Below are 16,838 nucleotides of genomic sequence, written 5' to 3' on the forward strand. Positions count from 1 at the left end.
CATGACCGGTTCCGGCCTCCATATTCCGAACGTGCAGGGGCGCACCATCGCGGTGCTGGGCCTCGGCCGCACCGGACTGGCCACGGCCGAGCGGCTGCAGGCCTCGGGCGCCCGCGTGCTCGCCTGGGACGATTCGGAAAAGGCGCGTGCCGCCGCGCCGGCCGAGATCCTGCACGACCTCTATCAGGCCGACTGGTCGCGGATCGACGCCCTGGTGATGAGCCCGGGCATCCCGCTGACCCATCCAGCCCCGCATCCGGTGGCGGCTGCGGCAAAGGCGGCGGCAAAGCCGATCGGCAGCGACATCGCCTTGCTGGCGGTCGCCCAGCCGAATGCGCGCTTCGTCGGCATTACCGGCACCAACGGCAAATCGACCACCACGACGCTGATCGCCCATATCCTGAAATCGGCCGGCAAGGCGGTTGAGGTCGGCGGCAATCTCGGCCAGGCGGCGCTTTCGCTGCAGCCGCTTGGGCCGGACGGCATCTATGTACTGGAGCTCTCTTCCTATCAGCTCGACCTGACGCCGTCGCCCATCGCCGACATCGCCATCCTGCTCAACATCTCGCCCGACCATCTCGACCGGCATGGCGGCATGGAAGGCTATGTCGCCTCGAAGGCGTCGATCCTGCGACCCAAGGGCAGGTTCAGCATCGGCATCGTCGGCATGGACGACGCGCATTGCCGCGGCATCTTTGAGGCCGCGCAGGACAAGGGCCGCCGCCTGGTGCCGATCTCCGCCGAGCGCAAGCTCGAGCGGAGCATCTATGTCAACGCCAAGGGCATCCTGGTCGACTCGCTGCAGGGTGTGCCCCAGGGTGTCGCCGATCTCAACACGATTCCGACGCTGCCCGGCCGCCACAACTGGCAGAATGCCGCCGCCGCCTATATCACGGCGCGTGCACTCGGGCTCTCGCTCGACCAGATCCTGGCCGGTTTCGCCAGCTATCCTGGCCTGGCCCACCGCCAGCAGCTGGTCGCGACCATCGGCGGCATCCGCTATGTCAACGACAGCAAGGCGACCAATGCCGATGCGGCGGCGAAGGCGCTCGACTGCTACGACAACATCTACTGGATCATCGGCGGCCGCGCCAAGGAAGGCGGCCTTGCCGGGTTGGAGGGCTTCTATCCGAAGATCCGCCACGGCTTCCTGATCGGCGAGGCAGCGTCCGCCTTCGAGAAGCAGATCGGCCGTGCCTTCCCGCTGACGCAATGCGGCACGCTGGACAAGGCGGTCGCCGCCGCGCATGCCCAGGCACAGCGCGAAAAGCGTCCCGGTGCCGTCGTGCTGCTGGCTCCGGCCTGCGCTTCCTGGGACCAGTTCACCAGTTTCGAAGTGCGCGGCGACCGATTCCGGGAGCTCGTTGCCGCGCTCGCCGCCAAGGCGGGAGGTGCGGCATGAGCTTCTCGCGCGCCGATCGCAGCCTGGTCGGGCAGTGGTGGTGGACGGTCGACCGCTGGATGCTGGCGGCCGTCGTGGCGCTTCTGTTCCTGGGTGCCATCCTGGTGCTGGCGGCGAGCCCGGCCGTCGCCACGCGCATCGGCATGGACAATTTCGCGCTCGCCCAGCGCCACTTCATGATGCTGCCGCTGGCGGCCCTCGCCATCCTTGGCGGCTCGATGCTGTCGCCCCGGCAGGTGCGGCGGGCGGGGGTGGTGCTGTTCCTGATGTTCCTGACGCTCACCTTCCTGACGCTTTTCATAGGCGCCGAGATCAAGGGCGCCACGCGCTGGATCGCTTTGGGTCCGTTCTCGCTGCAGCCCTCGGAATTTTTGAAGCCCTGTTTTGCGATATTTGCCGCCTGGATGTTCGCCCTGCAGAAAACCAATCCGGGCGTGCCCGGCAACCTCATCTCGGTGCTGGTCTTCCTGGTCGTGATCGGCATCCTGCTGAAACAGCCGGATCTCGGCATGACCGCCGTGGTGACGGCGACCTGGGCGGCGCAGTTTTTCATCGCCGGCCTACCCATCTTCTGGGTGCTGCTGCTGGTCGGCCTCGGCATCGCCGGGCTGGTGGGTGCCTATTTCATGCTGCCGCACGTGACCGAGCGCGTCGACCAGTTCTTCAATCCGGAGAGCGGCGATACCTACCAGATCGACCGGGCGCTGGAGGCCTTCCAGAACGGTGGCCTCTACGGCACCGGCCCCGGCGAGGGCAGCGTCAAGCTGGTCCTGCCGGACGCCCATGCCGATTTCGTCTTTGCGGTGGCGGGCGAGGAGTTCGGTCTTGTCGTCTGCCTGCTGCTGGTTGTCCTCTTCGCCTTCATCGTGCTGCGCGCCCTGGCGCGGCTCCTCGGCGAGCACAACCACTTCATCATCCTGGCCGCCACCGGCCTGGTCACCTCGTTCGGCTTGCAGGCGATCATCAACATGGCGTCGTCCCTGCACCTGATGCCGACCAAGGGCATGACGCTGCCCTTCATCTCCTATGGCGGGTCCTCGATCGTGGCGATAGGGCTCGGCATCGGCTTCCTGCTGGCGCTGACGCGTCGCCGCTTCCCGGGGAGTGTCGAGGCATGAGCGGCAACGCAACCGGTCAGGTGCAGATCCTACTGGCCGCCGGCGGCACCGGCGGCCACATGTTCCCGGCCGAAGCCCTGGCCGAGGTGCTGCTGTCGCGCGGCTGCAAGGTCGACCTCGTCACCGACGAGCGCGGTCAGGGATTTGGCGACCGCCTGCCGCAGGTGACGGTGCATCGCGTCGCCGCCGGAGGCGTGGCCGGCAAGGGTATCGCCGCGAAGCTGAAGAATATCGGCCGTCTCGGCCTCGGCTATCTGCAATGCCGCAAGCTGATCCGGCGCCTCGACCCGGCGGTTGCCGTCGGTTTCGGCGGCTATCCCTCGGTGCCGCCGCTGCTTGCCGCGCAACAGCACCAGAATCGCACCCTGCTGCACGAGCAGAACGCGGTGGCCGGGCGCGCCAACCGCTTCCTGATGAAGCATGCCAGCAAGGTGGCACTGAGCTTCGAGCGGGTGAAGTTCTGCGAGAAGCTGCCGGCGGACAAGGTCCTCGTCACCGGCAATCCGGTGCGGCCCGCCATCGCCGCCCTGGCGGACCGGCCCTATCGCCCGCCCGAACCGGGCGGGCCCTTCCACCTGCTGGTTTTCGGCGGCAGCCTCGGCGCGCGCTCTTTTTCGCAGCACGTTCCAGCCAGCCTCGCGCTGATGTCCGAGGACTTGCGCCGCCGGTTGCGCATCGTGCAGCAATGCCGGCCGGAGGATATCGATGCCGTTGCCGCAACCTATCGCGAGGCCGGCATTGAGGTGGAATTGAAACCCTTCTTTGACGACATGGCGGCGCGACTCGACTGGGCGCATCTGGTGCTGTCGCGCGCCGGCGCCTCGACCGTCGCCGAACTGACCGCGGCGGGCCGGCCGGCAATCATGGTGCCGCTGCCGCATGCCATCGACGACCACCAGCTTGCCAATGCGCGCGCGGTCGAGGAGAGGGGCGGGGCCTGGGTGCTGACCGAGGCCGCCTTCTCGCCCTCCTCGGTGGCCGAACGCCTGACCAGTTTCAGCGGTGCGCCGGAGCGCCTCGCGGCGGCGGCGGCGGCGGCGCGCAGCCTCGGCAAGCGCGACGCGGCGGCAAGGCTCGCCGATGCGGTGATCGACCTGGTGCCGGCCTCGCAGCGCGGCCGACTGAATGCGGAGACGAAGTGATGCGCGCCCTGCCACTCGACATCGGTGTGATCCATTTCGTCGGCATCGGCGGGATCGGCATGAGCGGCATTGCCGAGATCCTGCACAATCTTGGCTACAAGGTGCGCGGCTCCGACATCGCCGACAGCTACAACACCAAGCGCCTGCGCGAGCGCGGCATCCCGGTCGAGATCGGCCACAAGGCCGAGAACCTCGCCGACGCGGCGGTGGTGGTGATCTCCTCGGCAGTCAAGCCGGACAATCCGGAAGTCCTCGCCGCCCGCGCCAAGCTGCTGCCCGTGGTACGGCGGGCCGAAATGCTGGGCGAGCTCATGCGGCTCAAATGGTCGGTCGCCATCGGCGGCACCCACGGCAAGACCACCACGACCTCGCTGGTGGCGGCGCTGCTGGAAGCGGCCGGGCTCGATCCGACCGTGATCAATGGCGGCATCATCAATGCCTATGGCACCAATGCGCGTCTGGGTGCCGGCGATTGGATGGTGGTCGAGGCGGATGAGAGCGACGGCTCATTCCTGAAGCTGCCGGCCACCATCGCCGTCGTCACTAATATGGATCCGGAGCATCTCGACCATTACGGCAGTGTCGAGGCGATGAACCGGGCCTATGAGGAATTCGTCAAGAACATCCCGTTTTACGGCTTCGCGGCGCTGTGCATCGACCATCCGGTGGTGCAGGCGATGATCCCGCGCCTCGCCGACCGGCGCATCATCACCTATGGCTTCTCGCCCCAGGCCGATGTGCGCGCGGTCGATCTCGACATGGCGCCTTCGGGCTCGACCTACAGCGTCGTCATAAACGACCGCTACCGCGAAACGAAGCGCGTTATCAAGGGCGTGCATCTGCCCATGGTCGGCCGCCACAACGTGCAGAACAGTCTCGCCGCCATGGCCGTCGCCAACGAAATGGGCGTCGAGGACGAGATCCTGCGTACCGGCCTTGCCAAGTTCGGCGGCGTCAAGCGTCGCTTCACCCGCACCGGCGAGGCCGGCGGCGTCATCGTGATCGACGATTACGGCCATCATCCGGTCGAGATCGCGGCGGTGCTGAAAGCCGCCAGGCAGGCGACGCAGGGTGTCGACAGGCCAGGCCGGGTCATCGCGGTCATGCAGCCGCATCGGTTTTCGCGCCTGCAGGCTCTGTTCGAGGATTTCTGCACCTGCTTCAACGACGCCCATCACGTCATCATCGCCGATGTCTATGCGGCGGGCGAAGCGCCGATCGAGGGGGTCAGCGGACCGGCCCTGGTCCAGGGCATGAAGGAACGCGGCTATCGTCACGTCGACTATCTCGATGATCCGAAGAACCTTGCCGCCATGGTCGCGCCGCTGGTGCAGCCGGGCGATCTGGTCGTCTGCCTCGGCGCCGGCAACATCACGCAATGGGCGCATGCGCTGCCCGGCGAATTGCAGCCCCTGCTGGAGGTGCGCAAATGATGTCTGCCGCACCACGACATAGCGCGCTCATCGACCGGCTTCCGGCGGTCCGCGGCCGCCTGACCGAGGGGGCGAGCCTTGCCAAGGTGACCTGGTTCCGCGTCGGCGGCCCGGCCGAGGTGCTGTTCAAGCCGGCCGATGTCGCCGATTTGCAGCATTTCCTGGCGCATTGCCCGGCGGATGTGAAGCTGACCGTGCTCGGCGTCGGCTCCAACCTGCTGGTACGCGACGGCGGTATACCCGGGGTCGTCATCCGCCTGGGGCGAGCCTTCGCCGAAATCCGCACCGACGGACTGCACGTCCATGCCGGCGCGGCGGCGCTCGACCTCAACGTGGCGCTGGCGGCGCGGGCGGCCGGCGTTGCCGGGCTCGAGTTCCTGTCCGGCATTCCCGGCACCATCGGTGGGGCGCTGCGCATGAATGCCGGCGCCTATGGCAGCGATCTTTCGCAGATCTTCGTCTCGGCCACCGCCCTCGACCGCCAGGGCCGCCTGCATCGCCTCGACCGCGATGCCATGGGCTTCACCTATCGCCACAGCGCCGTTGCCGAGGATTGGATCTTCTGCGGCGCTGACCTCGCCGGCAGGGCCGGCGATCCGTCATTGATCCAGCAGCGCCTCAACGAGATTCAGGCCGCGCGCGAGGACAGCCAGCCGGTGCGCGCGCGCACCGGCGGCAGCACCTTCGTCAACCCGCCGGGCGCCAAGGCCTGGGAACTGATCGACCGGGCCGGGTGCCGTGGCCTCAAGCTGGGCGGCGCGCAGGTCTCGGAGAAGCACTGCAATTTCCTGCTCAACACCGGCACCGCAACCGCCGCCGATCTCGAGGCGCTGGGCGAAACGGTGCGGCGCCGGGTGAAGGAAAGCAGCGGCATTGAACTGGCCTGGGAAATCAAGCGGATCGGCGTGCCGGCGGATTCGCCGCTCGCCATCCTGGCCAGGAGCGAAGCGTGAGTGCGGAAAGCGGAACGATGAAGCGTGTGACGGTATTGATGGGCGGCTGGTCGGCAGAGCGGGAGGTTTCGCTTGCTTCCGGTGCCAATTGCGCGGCGGCCCTGACGCAAGCCGGCTATGCCGTGGCCACGCTCGACGCCAGGCTGGATCTGGCGGCGCTGGTCGAAGAGCTGCGCGGCCAGAAACCCGACGTCGTCTTCAACGCCCTGCACGGGCGTTGCGGCGAGGATGGCAACATCCAGGGCGTCCTCAACCTGCTGAAGATCCCCTATACCCATTCCGGCCTGATGGCGTCGGCCGTCGCCATGGACAAGCCGGTTGCCAAGAAGCTGTTCCAGCAGGCGGGCCTGCGAGTACCAGAAGGCAGGCTGCTGAGCCGCACCGAACTCCTCAAGGGCGATCCACTGCCGCGCCCCTATGTGGTGAAGCCCTTCAACGAAGGCTCCAGCGTTGGTGTCTCGATTGTTCGCGAGGGCGACAATGCGCGGCCTTTCGAGGGAATCGACTGGCCGTTCGGCGATCTGGTGCTGGTCGAGTGCTTCATTCCGGGGCGCGAACTCACCGTCGGCGTCATGGGCGACAAGCCAATGGGGGTGACGGAACTCAGACCGAAATCCGGTTTCTACGACTATGCCAACAAGTATACCGGCGGCCTGACCGAGCATCTGATTCCGGCACCGGTCCCGCCGGCGATCTATGAAGAATGCCAGCGCATGGCGCTGGTTGCACATCAGGTGCTGGGTTGCCGCGGCGTCTCGCGCTCGGATTTCCGCTACGACGATACCGCCGGCGACGATCTGGCCGGCATCTACATTCTGGAGACGAATACCCAGCCCGGGATGACCGAGCTCAGCCTGGTGCCGGAACAGGCGAAGCATCTCGGCATTTCCTACCCGCAGCTCGTGTCCTGGATGGTGGAGCACGCCCGATGCGACGCCTGAAGACAGCGCATGCCATGGGCCATGCCGGCGCAGCGACGGGAGCACTGTCGATGGCGGGACCGCCGCGCCGCCGGGCCATGCCGGCGCAGCGCGTGCCGGTTCGCCGTCGTCCGCGCTCGGCGCTGGAACGCCATGCCATCCGGGCGGCCGCAATCGGCGCCGGGATCCTTGCGCTGGTCGGCCTGCTCTATTGGTTCGTGGCCTCGGGCTGGAGTAGCTATCTGTCGGCAGTGGCGGAGCGCAGCCTGCTGAAGGCCACCGCCGATGTCGGCTATCGCATCGAAACCCTCGACGTCGAGGGTCGCGGCGAGACCGGCAAGCAGGCGATCCTCATCGCCCTCGGGGCGCTCAAGGGCGATCCCATCTTCGCGCTCGATCTCAACGCGGCGCGGCAGCGTCTGCTGGAACTGCCCTGGGTTACCGATGCGGTGGTCGAGCGGCGCCTGCCGGATAAGGTCCACGTTGTTCTGACCGAGGCCGAGCCGCTGGCATTGTGGCAGCGCCGGGGCGTGTTCCACCTCGTCAGCCGTCACGGGCAGGTAGTGGCGGTCTCGGATGTCGGGCGCTTTGCCCATCTTCCGGTCATCGTCGGCGAGGGCGCGCCGCTGGCGGCAGGCGAGTTGTTCGCCCTGCTGGCGACCGAACCCGATCTCAAGGACCGGGTCACCGCGGCCGTGCTGGTGGGCGAGCGGCGCTGGAACCTGCGCCTCGACAACGGCGTCGACGTCAAGCTGCCGGAACTGGATGCCGTCGCCGCCTGGTCGCGCTTCGCCGCACTGGAACGGCAGCATCATCTGCTGGCCAAGGACGTGACCGTGATCGACCTCAGGCAGCCCGACAAGCTGATCCTGCGCCAGCCGCCGCCGGCGGAATCGGCAACCCAGGATGAACCCGCCGCACAGCCCGCGGCCGCACCCGGCGCGGCCAGGCCAGGCGGCAGCAACGAGACCTGACGATGAAGAAGCCACGCATCGCGCCGAAGAACGGATTGATCGCCGCCATCGATGTGGGCAGCAGCAAGATCTGCTGCTTCATCGCGCGCGTCGCCGATGACGGCCGCCCGAACGTGATCGGCATCGGCCATCAGGTCTCGCGCGGCCTGCGCGCCGGCACGGTGGTCGACATGGAGCAGGCCGAAATGGCAGTGCTTTCCACCGTCCATGCGGCCGAGCAGATGGCCGGCGAGACGATCCAGGAGGTTGTGCTCAACCTTTCCGGCGGCTACCCGGCCTCGCAGACTGTCGGTGTCGAGGTGCCGCTGTCGGGCCGCGAGGTCGGCGACCACGATCTCGAGCGGGTCCTCCTGCATGGCAGCCAGATCAACGGCAATGCCGAGCGCCGCCTCATCCATTCGATTCCGGTCGGCTATTCGATCGACGGTTCCAAGGGCATCCGCGATCCCCGCGGCATGTTCGGCGAGCGCCTCGGCGTCGACATGCATGTCATCACCGCGGCGGCCGGGGCGGTGCGCAATCTCACCAATTGCGTGGCGCGATGCCATCTCGACATCAATGCACTGGTCGTTTCGCCCTTTGCCTCGGGCCTTTCCAGCCTGGTCGATGACGAGATGGATCTCGGCGTCACCGTCATCGACATGGGTGCCGGTACCACCTCGCTGGCGGTCTTCTTCGACGGCCATGTCGTCTATACCGATTCCGTGCCGATCGGCGGCGCCCATGTCACCAACGACATCGCCCGCGGCCTCTCGACCCCGCTGACCCATGCCGAGCGCATGAAGACGCTCTATGGCAACTGCCTAGCGACCCCCGCCGACGAGCGCGAGATTATCCAGGTGCCGCAGGTGGGCGAGGAGGAGAGCGGCCTGATGAACGCGATCCCGCGCTCGATCCTGATCGGCATCATCCAGCCGCGCCTCGAGGAGACATTCGAACTGGTGCGCTCGCGCCTCGAGAGTTCTGGCTTCGACAAGGTGGCCGGCCGCCGCGTCGTGCTGACCGGCGGCGCCAGCCAGCTGTCCGGCGTGCGCGAGTTGTCCGCCCTGGTACTCGACAAGCAGGTGCGCATGGGACGGCCCCTGCGCATTCACGGCCTTGCCGACGCCACCAACGGTCCCGCTTTCACCACCGCCGCCGGGTTGCTTGCCTATGCCCTGGAGACGGAATCCGACCAGCACCTTCCTGCCAAAGCGCGGGACCAGGCGCCGAACGGCCTGATCGGCCGCTTCGGTACCTGGTTGCGCGACAATTTCTGACCATGCGTACCGAATAACATCCTGAAAACTGGAGGCACCACAATGACGCTCAATCTGTCACTTCCCCAAGATCCCTTCGATATCCGCCCGAAGATCACCGTGATCGGCGTGGGTGGCGCCGGCGGCAACGCCGTCAACAACATGATCCGCTCGAAGCTGGAAGGCGTCGAGTTCATGGTCGCCAATACCGACGCCCAGGCCCTGCAGCAATCCTTGTGCGAACGCCGCATCCAGCTGGGTTCGACGGTCACCAAGGGCCTCGGCGCCGGCGCGCGTCCGGATATCGGCCGCGCCTCGGCCGAGGAGGCCGTGCGCGAGATCGCCGAACAGCTGGCCGGTTCCAACATGGCCTTTATCACCGCCGGCATGGGTGGTGGCACCGGCACGGGGGCGGCACCCGTGGTGGCGCAGATCGCGCGCGAACAGGGCATCCTGACTGTCGGTGTGGTGACCAAGCCCTTCCATTTCGAGGGTGCCCACCGCATGCGGCTTGCCGATTCCGGCATCCAGGAGTTGCAGCAGTATGTCGACACGCTGATCATCATCCCGAACCAGAATCTGTTCCGCATCGCCAACGAGAAGACCACCTTCGCCGACGCCTTCAAGATGGCCGACGAGGTGCTCTATTCAGGTGTCCGCGGTGTCACCGATCTGATGGTCATGCCCGGCCTCATCAACCTCGATTTCGCGGATATCCGCGCCGTCATGAGCGAGATGGGCAAGGCGATGATGGGCACCGGCGAGGCGACCGGCGACAACCGCGCCATCGCCGCGGCCGAGGCGGCGATCTCGAACCCGCTGCTCGACGAGGTCAGCATGAAGGGTGCGCGCGGCGTCCTCATCAACATCACCGGCGGCATGGACATGACCCTGTTCGAGGTCGACGAGGCGGCCAATCGCATTCGCGACGAGGTCGACCCCGACGCCAACATCATCTTCGGCTCGACCTTCGACCAGTCGCTCGATGGCAAGATCCGCATCTCGGTGGTGGCGACCGGGATCGAATCGGTGGCGCAGATGCAGCCGCGCGGCAATGCGGCCGGCGGCCTTTCCATCGTCGCCCGCAACCCGCACCCGCAGGCTGCTGTTACGGCCGGTGCGGAGGAACGCAGTGCCGGAATCTCGGTACAACCCGTCGCCATGCCCGCCGGTGCGGTGACGGCCCATGCCGCGCCGCGCGCGGCGATGGGCCAGGTCCAGATGCCCCAGCCGCATATGAGCCAGCCGCAAATGGGCCACATGCAGATGGCAACGCCGACCATGGGCGCCAACGCCCTGCAGGCCCAGCCGGCCAGGCCGATCCTGAAGGACGAGATGTCGGCGCTGGAGGCAATCGCCGGTCGCTCGGTGGTTCAGGCGCAGGAACGCGGCGAACCCACCGGCGGCGCCTTCATCGCGCCCCCGGCAATGGAAGCCCGGTCGAGCCAGCCGGCCGTTTCCCAGCCGGTCGTGTCCCCGCCGGTTGTTACGCAGCCCCAGGTCGCACAGCCCGTCGCCCAGCCGCAAGTTACGGCCTCGGGCCGCGCGACTGGCGCTTTGCCGGCGGGTTATGACGGCGTGCCGCCCCAGGCCTTGCAGGCGGGAGCCGATGCCGGCCAGGCGGAAGTCCGCCGTCGGCCGCCGAGCCTGTTCGAGAAGATGACCAGCCGCTTCGCCGGCCAGGGCAAGAATGCCGGCCCGGCTGCGCAGCCGGCCCAGCCCCGCACCGAGCCGCGGGTGCGCAACGAAGCCCAGGCCGGATACCAGCCGTCCTTCAACCTCGACCCCGCCGAGCGGATCGGTACGTCGCGGAGCGAGGAGGAGACGCTGGACATTCCGGCCTTCCTGCGGCGCCAGGCGAATTGATCGCCGGGCGATGAACGACCGGGCCTTCCGGGGCCCGGATTGTGGTGCGTTTCCAACTTGCAGGGCCCGGCAGCCAAGGCTGCCCGGGCCCTATTTTTCTGGTCCGTCCGGAATCCCCAGCCAAAACCGCGCCGGTTGCCTTTTCCCATTGTGCGCAAAAGAGTTAGCGTCGGTCGAAGTGCCTCGGGCCGGGGCTTGAGCGCAACGCCCCGCCCGCCTATAGTCGACCCGCTTTGGCCCGGGAAAACAGGCGTATGTCGATTCGAAATCACCACAATTCAACGCCTTGGCGGCGTACGCGCGGCCAACTGGCTGCTCTTGCCCTGGCTGGTGCCCTGCTCGCCGCCTGTTCGTCGGACCCCGAGCCGCAGATTCCCGATACGCCGGTCGAGGTGCTCTACAATAACGCCAAGGACGCCCTCGAAGGGGGCGAGCCGCGTCGCGCTGCCACCTTGTTCGACGAGGTCGAGCGCCAGCACCCCTATTCCAAATGGGCAACCCAGGCGCAGCTGATGGCGGCCTATTCCTACTATCTGGTCGACGCCTATGACGACGCCATTCCGGCGCTGGAGCGATTTATCGAACTGCATCCGGGCAACCGCAATGCCGCCTATGCCTTCTACCTGCGCGCCCTTTGCTACTACGAGCAGATCGAGGACGTGACGCGCGACCAGGGCAACACCGAACTGGCACAGCGGGCTCTCTCCGACGTGATCGCCCGCTTCCCCAACACACCCTATTCGCGCGATGCCACAGTGAAGCTGGACCTGGTCATGGACCATCTCGCCGGCAAGGAAATGGATGTCGGCCGCTATTATCTGAAGCGCCATCAGTATCTGGGCGGCATCAACCGTTTCAAGAACGTGGTAGACCGCTTCCAGACCACCAGCCATGTGCCGGAGGCGCTGTTGCGCCTTACCGAATCCTATGTCGCCCTCGGTGTCTTTGCCGAGGCGCAGAAGTCCACCGCCGTGCTGGGCTACAACTATCCGGGCTCCAGCTGGTACCAGGATGCCTACAACCTGCTGGTCAATGCCGGCATCTCGCCCGATGGCGGCGAGGCGCCGCCACCGGTGGCCCTGGTGAACCCGGCGGATCTCGGCACCAGCACCGAGCCTGTTGTCGAGCCGGTTGCCGCGCCGGATGTGCAGCCGGCGCCGCCGGCCATGCCGGTCGACCCAGTCGAGGGCAGTCCCACCGGCATGCCGCTGGAAGCCCCGGTGCCGATGGCGCCGGATCCGGCGGCACCCGACGGGCTGATCGGCCAGGATGGTACCCAATTGCAGACCAATACGCCGGACGACATGTTTGGAACGGAAGACGGAAACAACGTGGATCCCTCGGGCGAGCCTTTGCTGATTCCCGGCGAAGAGCCGCAATGGCCGCAATAGGCTGATCGGGCGGACCATGCTGGTCGGCCTCAGCATCCACAACGTGGTCCTGATCGAACGGCTGGAGCTTGCCTTCGCGCCGGGCCTTACCGTGCTCACCGGCGAAACGGGCGCCGGCAAATCGATTCTGCTTGATGCGCTGGGTTTGGCATTGGGCGCGCGCGCCGAAAGCGGCCTCGTGCGCAAGGGGGCAGCGCAGGCGATGGTCGCGGCCGCGTTCCAACTGGCGCAGGATCATGCCGTCCAGCGCCTGCTGGAGGAACAGGGCATAGCCGCCGAGGACAATCTGATCCTGCGCCGGCAGGTCGGCAGTGACGGCCGCAGCCGCGCCTTCGTCAACGACCAGCCGGTCAGCGTCGCCTTCCTGAAGACGCTGGGCGAGCATCTGATCGAGATCGAGGGGCAGTTCGAGACCCACGGACTGCTCGACCCGGCCAATCATCGCGATCTGCTGGACGGCTTCGGCGGGCATCGGGCCTTGCTGGAGGCGACCGCTGCCGCCCACCGGGCCTGGCGCGCGGCCGAGGACGCGCTGGCCGAGGCCGAGGCGGCCCTCGCGCAGGCCCGCAGCGACGAGGAATACCTGCGCCACGCCGTGGCCGAGCTCGAGCTGATCGCCCCGCAGCCCGAGGAGGAGGCGCGCCTCGCCCAGGAGCGCCAGGTGCTGATGGCCGGTGCCCAGGTGATCGAGGCGATCGGCGCCGCGCACCAGGACCTGGCCGGCGATCGCGGTGCCGACCGTACTCTCATCGCCGCCGAACGCAGGCTGCAGCGGGTCGCCGACCGGCTGGGTGACGCTCTGGGCAGCGAACTGGCGGCGATCGCCGGATGTCTCGACCGCGCCGGAGTCGAATTGCGCGAAGCGATCGCCGGCCTGCAATCGCTGCAGCAGGCACTCGATGCCGACCCCGCCCGCCTCGAGCGGGTCGAGGAGCGGCTGCATGCCCTGCGCGATCTTGCCCGCAAGCACCGGATCCGCGCCGACGACTTGCCGGCCCATCTTGCCGAGCTCACCGCCCGGCTGCAGCTGATCGACGGGCGCAGCGGCGACCTCGCCGCCCTGCAGAAGCAGGCAGCGGAGACACGCGGCGCCTATGTCAGGGCTGCCTTGGCCCTCACCGAGGCGCGGGGCAAGGCAGCCCGGGCGCTCGACCAGGCGGTCGCCCGGGAATTGGCGCCGCTGAAGCTCGACAAGGCGCGTTTCGTGACACGCATCCAGCCCTTGCCCGAGATGCAATGGGGCGAGGCAGGGCAGGAGCGCGCCGCCTTCGAGGTGGCGACCAATCCCGGCGCCGAGCCGGGACCGATCCAGCGCATCGCCTCGGGCGGCGAGCTCGCGCGTTTCATGCTGGCGCTCAAGGTCTCGCTGGCGCGAGCCCAGCCGGTGCCGACCCTGGTGTTCGACGAGGTTGATGCGGGCATCGGCGGCGCGACTGCCGCGGCCGTTGGCGAACGCCTGAAGCGTCTTGCCGGACAGGTGCAGGTCCTTGTCATCACCCATTCGCCCCAGGTCGCGGCGCTGGGGGCCCAGCACTGGCGGGTCGAGAAGAAGGTGGCGAAGGGGGCAACCAGCACCAGCGTCGCCACCTTGTCGGCCGAGGCGCGGCGCGAGGAGATTGCGCGGATGCTCTCGGGCGCCACGATCAGCGACGAAGCGCGCGCCGCCGCCGACAAGCTGTTGAAGGGTGCCGCATGAGCAAGGCGCCCAGGCAGAGCACGCCGAAGCAGAAGACATCCGGCAACCCGGCGCCCGGCAAGAGAGCGCAAGTGCAGCAGCCGATTGCCGAGCTGAACAAGATGGAAGCGTCTTTCGAACTGGCACAGCTGGCCAGGGAGATCGCCCACCACCGCAGGCTCTACTACCAGAATGACGCACCCGAGATCACCGATGCGGCGTTCGACGCCCTGGTACAGCGCAACGACGCGATCGAGGCGCGCTTTCCGGAACTGAAGCGCGCCGACAGCCCGAGTGACAAGGTGGGCGCGGAACCGGCCCAGGGTTTTGCCAAGGTCCGCCATCTGCAGCCGATGCTCTCGCTCGACAACGCCTTCAGCCGCGACGACGTTGCCGATTTCCTCGACCGGATCCGGCGTTTCCTCGGCCTTGCCGGCGATGCACCGATCACGCTGGCCGTCGAACCGAAGATCGACGGACTGTCCGCCAACCTGCTCTACGAGGACGGGCGCTTCGTGCAGGGCGCCACGCGCGGCGACGGCGCGGTGGGCGAGGACATCACCGCCAACCTCCGGCATGTCGCCGGGATTCCGCATCGCCTGAAGGACGGCAACCACCCGAAAAGGATCGAGATCCGCGGCGAGGTGTACATGCCGAAATCCGGTTTCCTGCGGCTGAACCAAGCCCAGGCTGCCGCCGGAAGGCAGGTCTTCGCCAATCCCCGGAACGCGGCCGCTGGCTCGCTGCGCCAGCTCGACGCCAGGATTACGGCAGCACGGCCGCTGTTCTTCTTCGCCTATGCCGTGGGTGCGGTCGAGGACATGCCGGCGCATCCCGGTTCGCAGCACGGCCTCGTACGGCAGCTCGAGAATTGGGGCTTCACCGTGACGCCACAGCACCGTATCGCGCAGTCGCTCGACGACGCGCTGCAATTCTACGAGGCGATGCAGGCCGAACGCGCGGCGCTCGATTTCGATATCGACGGTGTCGTCTACAAGGTCGACCGGGTCGACTGGCAGGAACGCCTGGGCTTCGTCGGCCGCGCGCCGCGCTGGGCCATCGCCCACAAGTTCCCGGCCGAGCAGGCACAGACCGTCCTCAACAACATCACCATCCAGGTCGGCCGCACCGGCGTGCTGACGCCGGTGGCCGAACTGGAGCCGGTCAATGTCGGCGGCGTCATCGTCTCGCGCGCAACGCTGCATAACCAGGACGAGATCGCGCGCAAGGACATCCGCATCGGCGACCGGGTCATCGTGCAGCGGGCCGGCGACGTCATTCCGCAGGTGGTGGCGGTAATCGATCCGGAGCGCACCGGTCGCGGCAAGCCGTTCGCCTTTCCCGTGTCCTGCCCGGTCTGCGGCAGCCATGTCGAGCGCGTCGAGGGCGAGGCGGCGACGCGCTGCACCGGCGGCCTGATCTGCGCTGCCCAGGTGGTCGAGCGGCTCCGGCATTTCGTCTCGCGCATGGCCTTCGACATCGACGGCCTCGGCGAGAAGCATATCGACGCCTTCTTTCGCGACGGCCTCGTCAAGTCGCCGGCCGACCTGTTCCGCCTGGCCGATCGCCGGACGGAATTGCTGGGCCGCGAGGGCTGGGGCGAATTGTCGGTCGACAATCTGCTGCGCGCGATTGCGGCGCGGCGCGAGATCCCGCTGGAGCGCTTCATCTTCGCCCTCGGCATCCCGCAGGTCGGCGAGGAGACGGCCAAGCTTTTGGCCCGACACTATCTGACGCTCGACGCCTGGCGCGACGCGATGATCGCGGCGGCGGACGAGGATGGTGCCGCGGCGCAGGACCTCGCCACCATCGCCCGCATCGGCCCCTCGATCCGGGCCGATCTGGTGGGGTTCTTCGCCGAGCAGCACAATCGCGACGCGATCGCCGATTTGCTCCGCTACGTTGAGGTAAAACCCTTCGTTCCGCCGCAGATCGGCCATTCGCCGGTGGCCGGCAAAACGGTTGTCTTCACCGGCAGCCTGGAAATGCTGTCGCGCAACGAGGCCAAGGCGCGGGCCGAGGCGTTGGGCGCAAAGGTTGCCGGCTCGGTTTCCAAGAAGACCGACTATGTTATTGTGGGTGCGGATGCGGGGTCGAAAGCCGCCAAGGCGCAGGAACTCGGCGTCAGGACGTTGTCGGAGCAGGAATGGCTTGACCTGATCGGCGGTTGATCGAACAGGCGGCCGGACCAGCATTCTGGTCGGGGGCATGATCGAGCCGGATGATCTCAAATCCCAGGTGGTCCGCGCCGGCTACCAATACTGGCTGGCGTGCAGCGCGGCATCGCCCGGGAACCTGCCGGCGCGCGGCGATCTCGATCCGCTGACCGAGGTACCCCGGCTCGTTCCCCATATGATGCTGAAGGATGTCCGGCGAGACCCCCTCGATTTCCGCTACCGGTTGCTCGGCACGGCTCTGCGCATTCATATGAGCCAGGACTGGACCGGACAATGGCTGTCGCGAATTCCGTTCCAGAGCGCCGGTTCGACAATCTGGGCCAACAATGTCTGGGTGGTCGAAAATGCGCGGCCGCTGCTGGCCAGACCACCCTATGTCGGCCCGCACAAGGACTTCCTTCATGTCGAAAGCATCATCCTGCCGCTGGCAAGCGACCACGCGCGGGTCGACATGTTGATGTTCTTCGTCGATTTCATCCGGCGCGACGCACCGGTTCGGCCAACGCCCGACCCCCGGCGCGATTGAAGCGTTTCACCTTTTCGCGAAAG

The 16,838-nt window shown here is 67.3% G+C and carries 13 protein-coding genes; all 13 read left to right on the forward strand.

Annotated features, from left to right (window positions below):
• Nucleotide 1 precedes the first annotated feature (1 nt).
• The 13 genes from murD (at nucleotide 2) to A8950_RS02540 (ending at nucleotide 16,815) form a co-directional block, all read left to right on the forward strand.
• Nucleotides 2–1,402, forward strand: a complete 1,401-nt coding sequence (gene murD / locus A8950_RS02480; RefSeq protein ID WP_133612036.1) for a UDP-N-acetylmuramoyl-L-alanine--D-glutamate ligase — start codon at nucleotides 2–4, stop codon at nucleotides 1,400–1,402.
• Nucleotides 1,399–2,520 (forward strand): FtsW/RodA/SpoVE family cell cycle protein, encoded by a 1,122-nt coding sequence (locus A8950_RS02485; RefSeq protein ID WP_133612037.1) that lies wholly within the window; start codon nucleotides 1,399–1,401, stop codon nucleotides 2,518–2,520. The genes murD and A8950_RS02485 overlap by 4 nt, the downstream gene beginning before the upstream one ends.
• Complete coding sequence (gene murG, locus A8950_RS02490; RefSeq protein WP_133612038.1) at nucleotides 2,517–3,662, forward strand: undecaprenyldiphospho-muramoylpentapeptide beta-N-acetylglucosaminyltransferase; 1,146 nt, start codon at nucleotides 2,517–2,519, stop codon at nucleotides 3,660–3,662. The genes A8950_RS02485 and murG overlap by 4 nt, the downstream gene beginning before the upstream one ends.
• Nucleotides 3,662–5,095, forward strand: coding sequence for a UDP-N-acetylmuramate--L-alanine ligase (gene murC / locus A8950_RS02495; protein WP_133612039.1), 1,434 nt, complete (start codon nucleotides 3,662–3,664; stop codon nucleotides 5,093–5,095). Before murG ends, murC begins: the two co-directional genes overlap by 1 nt.
• Nucleotides 5,095–6,048: a UDP-N-acetylmuramate dehydrogenase gene (murB, locus tag A8950_RS02500; protein WP_133612656.1), complete on the forward strand. Its 954-nt coding sequence runs from the start codon at nucleotides 5,095–5,097 to the stop codon at nucleotides 6,046–6,048. Before murC ends, murB begins: the two co-directional genes overlap by 1 nt.
• Nucleotides 6,049–6,065: 17 nt before the next feature.
• Nucleotides 6,066–6,989: a D-alanine--D-alanine ligase gene (locus A8950_RS02505; RefSeq protein ID WP_133612657.1), complete on the forward strand. Its 924-nt coding sequence runs from the start codon at nucleotides 6,066–6,068 to the stop codon at nucleotides 6,987–6,989.
• Complete coding sequence (locus A8950_RS02510) at nucleotides 6,977–7,942, forward strand: cell division protein FtsQ/DivIB (protein WP_133612040.1); 966 nt, start codon at nucleotides 6,977–6,979, stop codon at nucleotides 7,940–7,942. Before A8950_RS02505 ends, A8950_RS02510 begins: the two co-directional genes overlap by 13 nt.
• Nucleotides 7,943–7,944: 2 nt before the next feature.
• Complete coding sequence (gene ftsA, locus A8950_RS02515; protein ID WP_133612041.1) at nucleotides 7,945–9,201, forward strand: cell division protein FtsA; 1,257 nt, start codon at nucleotides 7,945–7,947, stop codon at nucleotides 9,199–9,201.
• Between the two features lie 42 nt (nucleotides 9,202–9,243).
• Nucleotides 9,244–11,046, forward strand: a complete 1,803-nt coding sequence (ftsZ, locus tag A8950_RS02520) for a cell division protein FtsZ (protein WP_133612042.1) — start codon at nucleotides 9,244–9,246, stop codon at nucleotides 11,044–11,046.
• A 254-nt stretch (nucleotides 11,047–11,300) separates the two neighbouring features.
• Nucleotides 11,301–12,437 (forward strand): outer membrane protein assembly factor BamD, encoded by a 1,137-nt coding sequence (gene bamD, locus A8950_RS02525; protein WP_208109714.1) that lies wholly within the window; start codon nucleotides 11,301–11,303, stop codon nucleotides 12,435–12,437.
• A gap of 16 nt (nucleotides 12,438–12,453) precedes the next feature.
• Entirely contained in the window at nucleotides 12,454–14,133 is a 1,680-nt protein-coding gene (gene recN / locus A8950_RS02530; protein ID WP_133612043.1) for a DNA repair protein RecN, read from the forward strand.
• A 101-nt stretch (nucleotides 14,134–14,234) separates the two neighbouring features.
• On the forward strand, nucleotides 14,235–16,283 hold the full coding sequence (ligA, locus tag A8950_RS02535) for an NAD-dependent DNA ligase LigA (RefSeq protein ID WP_243735536.1): 2,049 nt from the start codon (nucleotides 14,235–14,237) through the stop codon (nucleotides 16,281–16,283).
• A gap of 37 nt (nucleotides 16,284–16,320) precedes the next feature.
• Complete coding sequence (locus A8950_RS02540) at nucleotides 16,321–16,815, forward strand: PAS domain-containing protein (protein ID WP_133612045.1); 495 nt, start codon at nucleotides 16,321–16,323, stop codon at nucleotides 16,813–16,815.
• The last annotated feature ends 23 nt before the right edge of the window (nucleotides 16,816–16,838 follow it).

The sequence above is a fragment of the Dongia mobilis genome, from assembly GCF_004363235.1.
GTDB lineage: Bacteria > Pseudomonadota > Alphaproteobacteria > Dongiales > Dongiaceae > Dongia > Dongia mobilis.